The 14,301-nt window shown below is 43.0% G+C and carries 8 protein-coding genes; 2 read left to right on the top strand and 6 right to left on the bottom strand.

Annotation, left to right across the window (positions count from 1 at the left end):
• A partial coding sequence (locus LX69_RS16680; RefSeq protein WP_146260786.1) for an IS66 family transposase occupies positions 1-311 on the top strand: 311 nt, incomplete at its 5' end.
• Here the strand turns inward: LX69_RS16680 and LX69_RS18050 are convergent.
• From LX69_RS18050 to LX69_RS16660, 5 genes are all read right to left on the bottom strand, one after another.
• Positions 276-1,205, bottom strand: coding sequence for a DUF4982 domain-containing protein (locus tag LX69_RS18050; protein ID WP_221621405.1), 930 nt, complete (start codon positions 1,203-1,205; stop codon positions 276-278). The genes LX69_RS16680 and LX69_RS18050 overlap by 36 nt on opposite strands.
• 27 nt (positions 1,206-1,232) lie before the next feature.
• Positions 1,233-2,522, bottom strand: a complete 1,290-nt coding sequence (locus LX69_RS18045) for a sugar-binding domain-containing protein (RefSeq protein ID WP_221621404.1) — start codon at positions 2,520-2,522, stop codon at positions 1,233-1,235.
• 75 nt (positions 2,523-2,597) lie between these two features.
• Positions 2,598-5,015, bottom strand: a complete 2,418-nt coding sequence (locus tag LX69_RS16670) for a family 43 glycosylhydrolase (RefSeq protein ID WP_221621403.1) — start codon at positions 5,013-5,015, stop codon at positions 2,598-2,600.
• 16 nt (positions 5,016-5,031) lie between these two features.
• The gene (locus LX69_RS16665) at positions 5,032-6,090 is read right to left on the bottom strand and encodes a glycoside hydrolase family 43 protein (RefSeq protein ID WP_111447170.1); all 1,059 of its coding nucleotides are present in this window, start codon (positions 6,088-6,090) and stop codon (positions 5,032-5,034) included.
• 51 nt (positions 6,091-6,141) lie between these two features.
• On the bottom strand, positions 6,142-8,739 hold the full coding sequence (locus tag LX69_RS16660) for an alpha-L-arabinofuranosidase C-terminal domain-containing protein (RefSeq protein ID WP_111447169.1): 2,598 nt from the start codon (positions 8,737-8,739) through the stop codon (positions 6,142-6,144).
• A 492-nt stretch (positions 8,740-9,231) separates the two neighbouring features.
• Between LX69_RS16660 and LX69_RS16650 the strand changes: the two genes are divergently transcribed.
• The gene (locus LX69_RS16650) at positions 9,232-12,996 is read left to right on the top strand and encodes a hybrid sensor histidine kinase/response regulator transcription factor (protein WP_170124448.1); all 3,765 of its coding nucleotides are present in this window, start codon (positions 9,232-9,234) and stop codon (positions 12,994-12,996) included.
• Between the two features lie 151 nt (positions 12,997-13,147).
• Here the strand turns inward: LX69_RS16650 and LX69_RS16645 are convergent, their stop codons facing one another.
• Complete coding sequence (locus LX69_RS16645; RefSeq protein WP_262509771.1) at positions 13,148-13,954, bottom strand: outer membrane beta-barrel family protein; 807 nt, start codon at positions 13,952-13,954, stop codon at positions 13,148-13,150.
• Positions 13,955-14,301: the final 347 nt, after the last annotated feature.

The raw sequence follows: 14,301 nt of genomic DNA, 5'->3' as shown, positions 1-14,301 counted from the left end.
CCTTTGAATATTGCCGAAACCGATGGATCAGTCTGCAAAACTACCTCACCAACGGAATGCTGGAAATTGACAGCAATCTGATCGAAAACTCCATCCGCCCACTGGCCTTGGGGCGGAAAAACTACCTCTTTGCCGGCTCTCATGATGCCGCCGAAAACATTGCCATGTTCTACAGCTTTTTCGGAACCTGTAAAAAACACGACATCGACCCTCTGCGGTGGCTCAAATTTGTCATGGATAACATTCAGGCAACACCTGTCAAGAATTTCAAAGAACTACTGCCGCAATTTATCAACAGGGACTTGATATAAATAGATGGGGTTGCTGGGGTGGATACGAATAACGCCATCATTGTCGGTAATTTCAACGGCGATAAAAGATAAATCCTGACCATTGGCCGAAATGGTTGTGCGGTCGGCCTTAAGCTTTATTCTAGCGGCATCACCCGACGTTTTCAACGTGGCGGTTTCCACTTCGTTGTTATCTGTTAGGCCCACAGCGTTCAACTCGCCCGAAGTATAAGGTACGGTAAACGTCGCTTTAAACTGTTGCGCCTCGGTTGTTGCTTGTTCACCAATTAGCTTTTTGTTGAGATAAAGACGAACCTTTGGGTATTTCGAATAGACTTCAACCTGCAGCTCTTTTCCCTCGAATCCGGGCCATGTCCAACTTTCCCATGTGGGCCAAACAGCCCACTTGGTTTCTGTTATTTGCAACGGGTCGGGATTGGGTTCCCGAACAGCCAAATAAAGTTGCTCGGTGTTGTTGTATAGCATACTGCGATAATGGGAAATGGGCTTTCTCCATCCCAGCAAATCAATGCCGCCACAATAGGCCCCGTGCCAAGGAAACAAGTCCCGTTCCCAGTGTTCGCCAGGGGCATCGCCCGAATAATACCAATGACCAATGCCCGATTCACCTAAATAATCAAGTGCAGTCCAAACAAAATCGCCAATAACGTAATTGTTGCTTTGAACTAACGTCCAATTGGCAAACGCATCGCGTGGGTACGATTCGGTTTGTAGGATAATTCGGGAAGGTACCCTTTGGTGATCAGCGGGTGCACGGCGTAGTTCATAGTTATAACCGCAAACATCGTGAGCTGCCATAAGCGGGTCGAATATTTCCCAGTCTTTATCCCAAGTGGTCATTGCCGATATTACCGGACGGGTCGGATCGGCTTGCCGCATGCAGTTGGCAAGCATCTTGGCGGTTTCAACGGCTTCGGGTTTCTAGCGTTCGATAATTTCATTCCCAATGCTCCACATGATAATGGAAGGGTGATTGCGATCGCGAATTACCATTTCTTCGAGGTCGCGTTGCCACCAAGCATTAAAAATGGAAGCATAGTCGAATTTGGTCTTACTCTCTTTCCAGCCATCAAAAGCTTCATCGATGACCATCATTCCCAAGCGGTCGCAAGCATCTAAAAAAGCTTTGGAGGGCGGATTGTGTGAGGTGCGGATTGCATTAAATCCGGCTGCTTTAAGGATTTCGACGCGGCGTTCTTCCGCACGATCAAAAGCGGCAGCCCCCAAGCATCCGTTATCGTGATGTACGCAACCTCCGTTAAGCTTTATCGTTTTGCCGTTAAGTTGGAATCCGTTCTCAGGGGTAAATTTTATTGACCTGATTCCAAACGTTGTTTTTGTATCATCAATCACATTTTTGTCTTTAACAATCTGTACTTGTGCCTGATAAAGATTGGGCGTTTCAGGTGTCCATAATTGAGGGTTCGAAACGCTTATGGTTTGGGAGACTTCTTTTTCTCTGTTTGCAGGAAGTTCGACTTTGGTTTGTGTGTTCCCTGCAAGTTTGGAATTTGTTCCTGTTAGTTGCGTTTTAACGATAATGTTCTGAACAGTGCTTGTTTCGTTTTTTACAAGTGTTTTTATTTTAACGGAAGCCTTTGTGGAAGCTACCTGCGGCGTTGTAATGGTTACGCCCCAATTGGGAACATGAACATCGTTGGTAACGATCATCCAAACATGGCGATAAATACCAGACCCACTATACCAGCGACAATTTTTTTGTTGAGAATTGTCGACCCGTACCGATATTACATTTTCTTTGGTGAAATCGAGAAGCGAAGTAAGGTCGTATTGAAATGAGGAATAACCATAAGGGTAAACACCAAGTGATTTGCCGTTTATGAAAACTTCGGAATTCATGTAAACCCCTTCAAAATAAATTGAAACGCGTTTATCTTTCCATGTAGCCGGAACAGTGAACGTTTTTCGGTACCAGCCTATACCTGCCGGAAAGTAACCACCATCATTGCCCATTGGATTTTGAGGGTTTAACTTTCCTTCAATACTCCAATCATGAGGCAAGTCAAGGTTTCTCCAGTTTTTATCATCGAAATCGTTGGCATTAGCTTTTGGTTCATCTCCTAAATTAAATTTCCAATCGTAATCGAAGAGTTGATTTCGCTGAACAATTGTTTGTGCTATAATACTTTTGACAAAACTATTTGAAAGAAGTATTACTAATAAAGCCATGAGTCTTAACTGTCTGTTCATGCTTGGTATCGTATTGAATGATTGTTTGATTCAGTTGAAAATCAGATGGACAATGATTCATAAAAATTCAAATTTCTATTCCGGATTATCCAATTGCACTAAAGTAGGGATATTTCGGTTTGCAATGATCCAACCATCTTTCAATTTCAACTCAACCACTTGAATAGAAGAACGACGTTGTTCGAAACCATCCTTTTTTGTATCCTCCCCAACTTGTCCGGGATGCGTGAAATAGTAAAAATAGGCACGACCGTTGCTGATGACCACATCCCCATGACGAGCAGTAGCAACATCGTCTTTCCCGATTCCCGACCCTTCGGGCATCAACGGGCCTCCGGGTTGTTTGTCCCATTTTTCGGCATTCACAGATCGTAATGTCGTAAATCCCTTGCCGTCACAAAGTATCATCCAGTAATAGTTTTTCCATTTGAACACTGCCGGTCCTTCGCCTTTAATGGACATGACAAGTTTGGGTTCGGACCATTCTTTTAGGTTTTGGCTCTCTAAATAGTAAAATATTGAAGCATGGTTATTGGGGTCTTTATAATACATGCGCCAAACGCCATTAGGCATTTTAATGACATCGGCGTCATAGCTTCCAATTGGGAGGTTAAAACGATACATGTATTTCCAATCGCGAAGGTTTAAGCTGGTTAAATGGGCAATGTATCCCGGAACTTTGCCCCATCGCTCGGCTATGCCGGCTTGTATACTTAAAAACATGTGCCACTGGCCGTCATCGCCATAAACAATATCGGGAGCCCATAACGTAGCACTATCCCCACCGGCCTCTGCGGGAAGATTAGGGAAGTTGGCATTTCCCACATATTTCCAGTTTGCCCCATCTTCCGATTCGGCTATGCCAATGGGTGTTTTAAATACCCAGCTGACACCCGGTAGTTGCGTTTCGGTAGCACGACGGTTGGTATAAAACATCCACCACTTTTTTTCAATGGCGTTCCAAATGACGATGGGGTCTGCCGCGCCATCGAACACCGGATCGCGAAATGCCGGTTTGGGGGCTAAAACCCCAGCCGTGTATTTAAAGTCGTTGAATTGTACGGTAGCACTACCGGTTGCGACCAAACCTGCACGCAAGGCATAAAACCCTCGGTAATTGTTGTGGTGCAAGCCGGACACGTCGAGATAATCCTTTATAGTATCCCATTGCAAGCCATCATTGCTAATTTGTATCGTGCAAATATCCTTTTGGTTAATGATTTTAAGGAAGACGTGTTTGCCGTATTTGCTGGTCAATTTTGAAACTTCTTTTGCTTCGTTGTAAATGGTGATGGTTTCGCCGTCGGTTGTAACACCGGCAAAGGCCGTTTCGCGGTAAAAAAGAATCAGTCCACCCGTTCCTCCATTTTCTAAGTTTACTTCGGTTTTAATCTGATAATTCCTGTCCGGAACGGTTAACAACAACTGACGCCCATAACCGGGTGAATCGCCTTTCCCTTTTAAATAGAGGCTGTTGTTTTCGAGTTCGATATCGCCTTTACCATAGCTACCCCAGGTTGTCCATTGTAAGCCCAGCTTGCCGGTTGAAAAATCATCGGACAATTCCATTCCTGAAAACCCGGCATCGGCTTTCAACGGTTGACGGTTCTTATCTAATCGATACCATCCATCTTCGGTCCATTCAATGGGATCAATCAGTGTTTGCCGTCCAAGGGTGTAAGCTCCTTTTTCGTAGGCATGGTAAACAATCCACCAGTTACCGTTCGGGTCATCTACCAGTGTGCCATGGCCTTTCGACCACCAGTTTTCATCGGCCGAATAGGTATGTACGATGGGATTGTACGGGGAGTTTTCCCATGGGCCTTTTACGCTTTTTGAACGTGCCGATACCACCATGTGGCTGGTTGCCGGACCAGCGGTACCGCCCTGTGCGCTTGTCATGTAGTAATAGCCGTCTTTGAACGTCAGCTTGGGCGATTCGAGACAAAAACACTCGGTTATCCACTCTTTGGGATATTTCCATCCGCCATACACATTGATTGGTTCACCGACTGTTGCCAATCCGTCGTCGGTCAATTCAACCATTATCCCTTTACTTAAAAAGAGATAGCGCATTCCATCTTCACCCACAACATGCCCCGGGTCGATGTTTTTAACTTTTAAATCGATGGGGTTGCTCCAAGGCCCCATGATGTTATCGGCCCAGATGACCCAGTTTGTTCCCGATGCCGGGTAATAAATGTAGTATTTATCGCAGTGTTTGACCAAGTCGGGCGCATATGCCGACCCTTTTACTTTGGTCATGGTGCGTGTAAGGGGTTTCCAATTGACAAGATCGGTGGAGTGCCAGATCAGGAATCCCGGCGAATACACAAACGCCGAGTGCGTCATGTAGAAGTCATTCCCATCCCTTAATATTGACGGGTCGGCGTAGTCGCCTTTGATGATGGCTTTGGGGTATGCTTGGGCAAACGCATGGTATGCGGCCATGACAAGACAAGCCGTTGCAATGAGATATTTTACCATTTTCATTTTATCGGCGGATTGATTAAAACTTCATTTTTAAATGCCATTTTGCAGCTAAATGCTTAGCCTCTTTCTTTGTAATTTGGATAACTGCGGGATGTTTGGGTATCGAGAAGTTTGTCGTTTTCATTACCCCTTTGTTAAAATGGCCCAAATAGGTAAAGTTCTCGAAATCGGTGGTTTCGCTAAAGCCAAAATTGTGAGGGTTGATGCGGTAGATGTCGTATATCAGCACCCATTTGTTTTCGCCAATGCGTTTAAATACGGTTGGCGCCTCGCAATCCACTTTTTCGCCATCTGAACGCCCCGGGATTAGCTGGTAGCCAGTATTAATGGAATCAGACACGGCTTGTTCTACGTGCGCCCCGCCATTGTGCGAACAAATAAACATGTGGTATTTGTTGCCAACCTTGGTGATGTCGGCATCGATGTATTCCTGTCCTTCAATATATTCAAAAATAGATTTGGGCATGGTTTCCATTTGGGTGAAATCCTTGTTCATGTAAGAGTAATACACTTTGGCTTTGCCATTGCCAAACCGCATGGTAAAATACATCATAATTTTGCCCTTTGCCTCATCGAAAATAAGCGCGGGAGCCCATGCACAACCGATGTTTGCCAATTCGGGGAAGGCTTTATCGACACGGAGGACTGTGTGCGACCAGTGGATTAAGTCGGGCGATTTCATTAACACGACACCTCGGTTGTTGCCCCAACCGTATTCTTTGCCGTCACGTTCCCACTGGTCAGTGCGGTAACCTAACTTTTGGGCATAAATATGTAAATCGGTAAGTGCTGCGTAAAACATCCCATCGGGACCACGCATGATGTAGGGGTCGCGAATCCCTTTTTGCTCGGCTATGGTGTCGCCGGCAATAACCGGATTGCCGTTGTTGACATCGGTAAAGCTGTAGCCGTCTTTACTTAACGCGAAGTACAGACCGTGCGTGTCGTCTTTGAAATACACCATCAGATAGGCGGCCATATCCTTTTCTGTGATTGTTTTGACTTTCTTTTGTGCGGTTGCACTTATAGCCGAAAGCATTAAAAGAGTAAGGATTTTAAACTTTAGCTTAATCATATTCTTTATTTTAAATCAAATTATCAATTGTTAATTCAGGTATTTTCCCCCTTAATGTTTTGCCACAATACGGATGACTTTAAAAGAATAGGCCGGCATGGATATTTTGAATTCGGAACCAACCGTACAGGTTTCTGTAACAGGGAACACTTTTTTATCACCCGGATTGCCGGTTAATGTCGTTTGCACGGCGGTAGTATCCATCTTATCCATGCCATTCAATTTCACATGGGTATTTACCTCCACAGGCAGCAGGTTGACAAGCTTTATGATTAAATCACCTGATTTGCTATCGCGAACCACCGAAGCAGAGACTCTTCTTCGAACTGTTTCTTTTGAATCGGACAATGCCAAATTGTTTTCGATGTAAGCATCGCCCGAATTTTCGCCGTAAAGTTTTTGCACATAGTAATTTACTGATGGTTTAATGTAATTATTCCCGAAGTATATCAGGTCTGTTTTCCACTTTACAAAACCATCTTTTGCCAACAACGGTGCATACGATGTCATGTGCACCACATCGCCATTGCGCTCTATAGCAGTAAGGTAACTTGCCTCGGCTAGCGCGTTGTACAATGCGTTGCCTCTCGAGGCGTATTCACCCAAATAGACTTTGGATTTTGTACGGTCGTACTTGTCGTAGTAATCCTGATTGTTTATAAACCAACCCGGCAATTTGTAATAATGCTCATCTACCATGGGCACGCCGAGCCTAGTTGCCAGATTCCATCCTTCGGTATAATCTGTCCCTTCTTCAAAGGGGCCAACCGTTCCGATCACAGTTATTTCCGGATGTTTTTCTTTCACCACTTTATAAATCATCTCGAAACGTTCCTGAAAAATATCAGAGATTAAATCTTCATTGCCAATACCAATGTATTTAAGGCTAAACGGCTTCGGGTGTCCGGCTTCGGCACGTTTTTTACCCCAGGTCGTTTTAGTGTCTCCATTGCAATATTCTATTAAGTCCAGAATATCCTGTATGTATGAATCCATTTGGCACATAGGCATTCCGCCCTGTTGGCCAGCCCCCCCGTCAGAAGAGTTTTGGCAACACACCCCCGCAGCCACTACCGGGAGAGGTTCGGCGCCAATGTCTTCGCAAAACTGAAAATACTCAAAATATCCCAGCCCTACTGTTTGGTGGTAGCCCCAAAGGTTACGTTGTGGCTTGCGGCTTTCGAGCGGCCCTATGGTGTTTTTCCAATGATAAATGTTATTCAACCCATCGCCATGCACCAGACAACCGCCCGGAAAACGCATAAAGCGGGGATGGATGTCGGCTATGGTTTGAGCTAAATCAGCCCGTAACCCATTTTTACGTCCATTGAACGTTTTTTGGGGAAATAGGGAAACCATATCTAGGTTTACCGTCCCTATACTTTGTGGGAGAATTTCCAAACTGGCATCGGCAATTGTTTGGTTTGCAGCAATAACCGTATCTATTTTTTCCCATTTTAAAGAATTTACAGTTACCGATGTTTCGCCCAACACCGCCCCGTCTTTGCTTATAAGGCGAACAATTAGCTTTTTAGTGATGTTTTCGGGAGTGCGAGCAAACACCGAAAAATTGTATTTTTCGCCCTCTGTTACCGATATACCACTCCAACCTTCGTTCACTAAGGATGGCCCAATTGTGCTAATTTTCAGAACAGCAAAATTTTTGTTGTTAGCGTGTATGGGCAAAACGGTGTCAATCGTAAACGTTCCTCCTACGCCACGTAAACTCCATGCTTTTGTGCTAGTCCACGACTTATCGCTCCCTTTTAAATCGTGTAATGAGTATTCAAAATCGCGGTTTTGGATGAGCTCGGCATATAAACCTCCATCGGCAGCGTAATTTAAGTCCTCAAAGAATATCCCGATTAGCAAATCGCTTATCTTTTTACTCTGGCTTACATCGAAAGATAAGGTTGCGTCAATAGGTTTTATACCTTTAAAACGAATGTCGTCATCGTTATAACTCTCCTCTTCAAGTTGAAGTTTGTAGGATGATAACCGCTCTGCATCGATGAGAGACTCTATTTGATACCAGCTAACCTTACAAACGATACCTGTTTCACTTACACCTCCAATCGTTATGTTTTTTCGCACGTTTAACCGATTATTCGCCTTTAATCGTTTAGCTTCGGAATATGCTTTAAAATCGCTGGTTGTGACGCCATAAACCAATGTATCTTTTGTGGCAGTGCTTAGCCAGGTAATGAGGTAAATTTGTGTTGTTTTATTGTACGACACCTCCGGGAACAGACAATTATCTCCCATTATGACAGTTGGGTACGTTTGAGGCTTCCAGTAGCTGAGGTCAGAAGAAGCAGCATGGGCGAAAACACCTTCCGTTTCATTTAAACTCCATATACAATGCCAAGACTGGTTTTGGTCGAGAAACAAGAAAGGTGTAAGCATCCGTTTTCCTCGCCCCCAACTACCATAATCACAAAACAAGAAACGATGTTCCGGCCCTATCGATGTCCAACTTTTCTGGTCGACACTCCACGCAAAATGTAATCCGTTTTTTCCCAAATTGTTGGTGGTAGAGTAGGCAAAAAGATATGCAGAATCGGGAGGATTGACCATTGCCACTGTCTCCTTGATGGATGTAAATAGCGTGACGAATGTGAAAGCGAATACTAGGAGCTTATTTTTCATCGAAATGAATTTTTATAATTTGAAAATTGTTTGTATAAGGGATTCGGAAGCATGTGTTAGGCAATAAACGATAGACATTTATAAGATTAAATCCTCCTAAGGCTTGGTCGCATGCATGCGTCTATTCGTGATTATATGAGAGAATAAATTCCTGAATTTAATCACTCATAAACCTTTTTTGATGTGTTTTTTACATTACTGTTATTTGTTGAATTCCCGCCATGTGGTTATGGCTGATTTATGTTGCAAAAATATCACAACATCAACCACTTACCTGCATCAAATCGTCTATTCTCGCATCAATTTGTATTTGTTAGGTGTTGACTCTGTTCGAAAAACAACCTTTTTTGCTGTAATTGTGTTTTTCCGCTTTGGAGGGTAACCATTTACTAATGGCAATAAGGTTTGATTAAATTTGTTGCTGAAAAATACTCGCATCACCCGATAAGTCTAAAATGCAAATTGGACGAGATGAATATTTTTAAGCTATTTATGACGAAGCAACACTTGATAGCCCTACTGATTCTCATTTATACTTTACCTCTTTTTTCACAAGAGGAACGGCTCCGTTTCGACCATCTGACGGTTGATGACGGATTGGCACAAAATACCATCATTGGTATAAGCGAGGATAAATATGGCTTCATGTGGTTCGGCTCGTGGAACGGTTTATGCAGATACGATGGTTATCGGTTCAAAATCTATCAAACCATTGACAATGACTCTAACTCAATTATCACCAACCGCATCAGCCATGTGTATACCGATTCGTTGCTGAATGTTTGGGTCAGTTTTTCAAACTATGCCGAAGTTTGCCGCTACAATTACGAACAGGATAATTTCACCAGGTTCCCTCGCGAAAAGGTAAAAAAGTACATTTCAGACTCTCTAAGCAGGTATAAACCGTTTGTTCAAAGTGTTGCTCAAACCAATAACTATTTGTGGCAGATAAAATTTCAGGACAAACTACTTGTTCAAACCAATCGAAACACCCATAAAAGCATCACCTATTTGCCCGATCCGTTAAATCCTTGGTCAATTAACGATGAAATAACCAATGAGGTTTATTTGGACAAAAACGGGATTTTGTGGGTTGGAACCATCAGCAATGGCATTAACAAAGCCGACACAAAGCAAAAGGCAATCAATTATTATTATCGTAACAATAATAAAAACAGCATTATAGGCAGCGAGGTGCGTGCTATTTGCAAAGACAACGACGGAAATATTTGGGTAGGCACACGCGATATGGGGGTAACTAAAATTGACAGAACAACCAATCAATACACCCACTTTAGCTGCAACGACCTCAATGCTTCAAACCGGTTGATAAGTAATTTGATACGAAAGTCGCATTGCGACAGGCTGGGGGATTTGTGGTTTGGAGCCAAAGACGGGTTAAGCCGGTACAATCCGCGAACCCATACATTCACAAATTACTCAACCAATTCGCTGCGTAAAATTCCCGACAATTCGGTGTATGAAATCACCGAAGACCATAACGGCGATTTATGGATTGGGACGTTGAACGGAATTGCCAAATACGATCGCTCCAACGATCGGTTTATTGCTTTCGACCCCCAAACGACTTTAACAAACCCTCGCGTTAGGGCTATTGTTGAGGATCAAAAGCACAATCTGTGGGTTGCAACCGAAGGTGGCGGCCTCACTTGTTTGAGGCGCGATTCAACGACCGGTTTTGATGGAAAGTTTTACCCCGGTCACTTTCGGCACAGCGCCAATGACGTCAATACAATCAGCAGCGACTTTATCTATTCGATGGATATAGACGAGGACGGCCTGCTATGGATAGGGACATGGAACGGGTTAAATCGTTTCGATCCCTCTAACGGTCAATTCACTCGTATTACCATTAAACAGGGACTTCCCGACGGGATGATCATGGGTGTTTTATGCGACCGCAAAGGTCATGTGTGGGTAAGCCACAAAAAAGGCATAAGCCGGATAAATACAAAAACATTGGCGATGAGTTCATATACCCGCCAAGATGGATTGCAGGACAACGAATTTTCCGAAAATGCTTGCTTCCGCGACCATAAAACGGGGGAGATCTTTTTCGGTGGTATCCATGGGTTCAACTCTTTCTTTCCCGAAAACATGAAGGACAATCCTTACCTGCCCAAAATATACATGACGGGCTTGCAGATTTTGAACACGCCCATTGTGCCCAACCAACCGTTCGACGAGCGTATTGTGCTAACCAAACCGCTCTATCTATCCAGCGAGGTCACCCTTACGCACAACGATAAAACCCTTGCGTTAGAGTTTACTGCCCTTCACTATTCCAATCCCCAAGGCAATAAATACAAATATATGCTCGAAGGGTTTGACAAAGACTGGATTTACACGGATGCTACCCAACGGGTTGCCTATTACTCCAATCTGGAGCCGCGGACATACACTTTTAAAGTTATGGCGGCCAATTGCGACGGCGTATGGAATCCGACACCAGCCACCCTTAAAATAAACATGTTGCCACCTTGGTGGAGAACAACCTGGGCCTATGCAATATGGATTTTATTGCTCTTTGCTTTAGGTTACATCACTTATCGGATCATCGTCGCACGCGAAAAACTTAGGCATCAAATTGATTACGAACGGTTAAAAGCCGAGAAAATAGAAGAGTTAGACCAATTGAAGTCGCAGTTTTTTACCAATGTTGCGCATGAATTCCGCACGCCATTGTCTCTGATTATTGACCCGTTAGAACGGTTAATAAGCGACAGCCCGTCATTGGCCAAAGCTCAAAGCTATTATTCAATCATGCACCGCAATGCAAAACGGTTGTTCAACTTAAGCAACCAATTGCTCGATTTTAGAAAAATGGAAACCGGACATATGCAGTTGACGAAGTCGGTAAACGATATTGTCCTAACCACCAAAACGGTATGTAGTTCCTTCGAAATCCAAGCTTTGCAACGCAACATTAATTATACCTTTCAGACTAAATTTGATGGTTTATTAGTCAGTTTCGACCCCGATAAATTTGACAAGATATTGTACAATCTCATTTCCAACGCCTTCAAATACACGCCCGACAATGGCGAAATTACGGTTGAACTGGCACTCGCGGATAACAAGGAGACAAATAGCACTCTCGAAATAACGGTGCGGGATAATGGCATTGGGATAGCTGCCGAATCGTTGGATAAGGTTTTCGATATCTTCTACCAAGCCGACAACAGCAAAGAATACAAAGACAAGGGCTATGGCGTGGGGCTTGCATTTACCAAAGAACTGGTAATACTACACGGAGGAATCATAACCGTAGAAAGCGAACCCGGCATAGGCTCATGTTTTAAAATCTCATTTCCCTATATTCCCATCCACGAGAACTTAAGTCCGAGTTCTGATGAAAATGTAATGTCTTCGACCTCTGGTGATGAAGGACTGAGTTCTGGTAAAGATGAAGCCACAACACCGGTTGACAAATCCAAGAGCGCCCCTGTCGTACTTCTGGTGGAAGATAACAATGACATCCGCAATTACCTTGCAAATGAGCTGTCATCAAATTACCTAATCTACGAATCATCAAATGGCCTGGATGGTTTCGATAAAGCCATTGACTGTTTACCCGATTTAATCATCAGCGATGTGATGATGCCCGGTATGACTGGCATTGAGCTTTGCAAAAAAATTAAAACCGATGAGCGTACCAGCCACATCCCTGTGATATTATTGACTGCCCGTCAATCGGAAGAGTACATTGTTGAGGGGTATCAAACGGGTGCCGATGCTTACATCACAAAACCTTTCAGTACGGTTGTTCTCCATTCCCGCATAAATAACCTCATAGAATCCCGTCAAAAACTCAGGGAAATGTTCGGCAAAGGTTCGTTTATCGACCCCAAAATATTGGCCAACAATGTCACGGACGAAGCATTCATTAAAAAAGTGATGAAAATTATTGAGGATAATTTGTCAGAAACCGATTTTGACACCGAGACGCTCGCCACAAAATTAAAAATGAGTCGGGCCTTGTTATATAAAAAGATAAAAGTATTGACGAACCAAACCGTTCACGACTTTGTAACAACCATCCGCATGAATAAAGCCGCCGAATTGTTATTGGCTGGCGAATACTCCATTTCTGAAGTCGCGTATAAAGTTGGTTTTACTGTGGTGGGTAATTTCTCGCGAAGTTTTACAAAACAATTCGGACTCAACCCTACCAATTATATTTTGAAGCACAAAAAAGGGAAGTTACAAATTGATAGAAATAAATCTGAGAATTAAGCAAACTTGGGCAATATAATTTGGGATAATACATTCAAAAAACACAAATGCAGTCCGTTGACAATAAAGGTATTTTACTGAAAAACACATAATAACATCTAACCAATGAACATTCCGCTTGGGGTGCGATTCATCGTTGAGTTTTCTTCATTTAAAAGCTATCATCATAATTCAACTCCTGCCTTTCTTTTTTTGCAGATGTGCCGAACCGATAGGTAAATCCCAAGTACAGGATCTGCGAATCCCTCTTTCTGGTCGATTTCTGCCATAATTCAGGTGTGTCGATATAATTAAACTGATTTAAGGTATTGAACACGTCCGAAATCGTTAATATTAGCGAGGCTTTATTTTTCCAAATATCCTGCCTCAAGCCAATATTGGTATAAAAAGATGGATCGGTTGTTCCTTGTGCATTGATTTTTTCTGAACGATAAAAACAGTTTAACTGCAACAGGGTTGATTTGGTAACATTGAAATTTGCACCAAGCTTTGTGTCGCACGAAAATGCCCTTTTATTGTTTGAATACCCAATGTTTGAAGCATCCAACCGGGTATAATAACCATTAGCGCTAAAATTCAGATTCGCTATCTCTCCAATGTTGGCCGATATGATCAATTCCATCCCCATGAACTCCGATTTCGACAGGTTTGTAAACGTTTTAAGTAAAACACTATCGTTCACATACTTTGTTATTTCTGCAAAGCCATCATATTTATACCGATAATACAAACAAGGAAGAATACTAAACGCTTTGGTTTTTAACTGGTAACCAAATTCAATGGAATGAATTTGCTCCGGTTTGGCCTTCGGATTGCCCGCTTCCATATTTCGCGGATCACTGTATTCCGGGAATGGATTCATTTCGTCACTGTCAGCACGGTTTACCCTTTTGCTGTAGTTCAGTTGTAATTCCTGATTGTCACGTAATTCGTAGGCGAGGTGAATGGTCGGATATATTTTAAAACACTACTGACCGACAAAACTAGAAATCTCCAATCTTCAAAGATTGTAAGTGTTGATAAACAGCAATATAAGCATATCTTCAATTGTTTTTCAATTACCTACTCCCCCCCTTTTTTTTCAGAAAAATGCGAGTTGTATGTCAGGACTTTTGTTTTTTGCTTTTACATTTTTGACATAAGTCCGTCTACAGTTTTCAATCACCCAATAAACGTCTAAATGGCTTATCAGGTAAATCCTAACCAAAGCGGCAATTGTAGAGAAAGCCTTTTTTGTGTCCGACTTTGCCCTTAGGACCATTAAAAGCAAATGGGCGATCAATGTGCACCACACTTGTGTTTTTA

This window comes from Breznakibacter xylanolyticus (assembly GCF_003254275.1).
Lineage (GTDB): Bacteria > Bacteroidota > Bacteroidia > Bacteroidales > Marinilabiliaceae > Breznakibacter > Breznakibacter xylanolyticus.
Note: the sequence above shows the minus strand (reverse complement) of the source record. Positions and strands in the feature narration are given on the sequence as shown.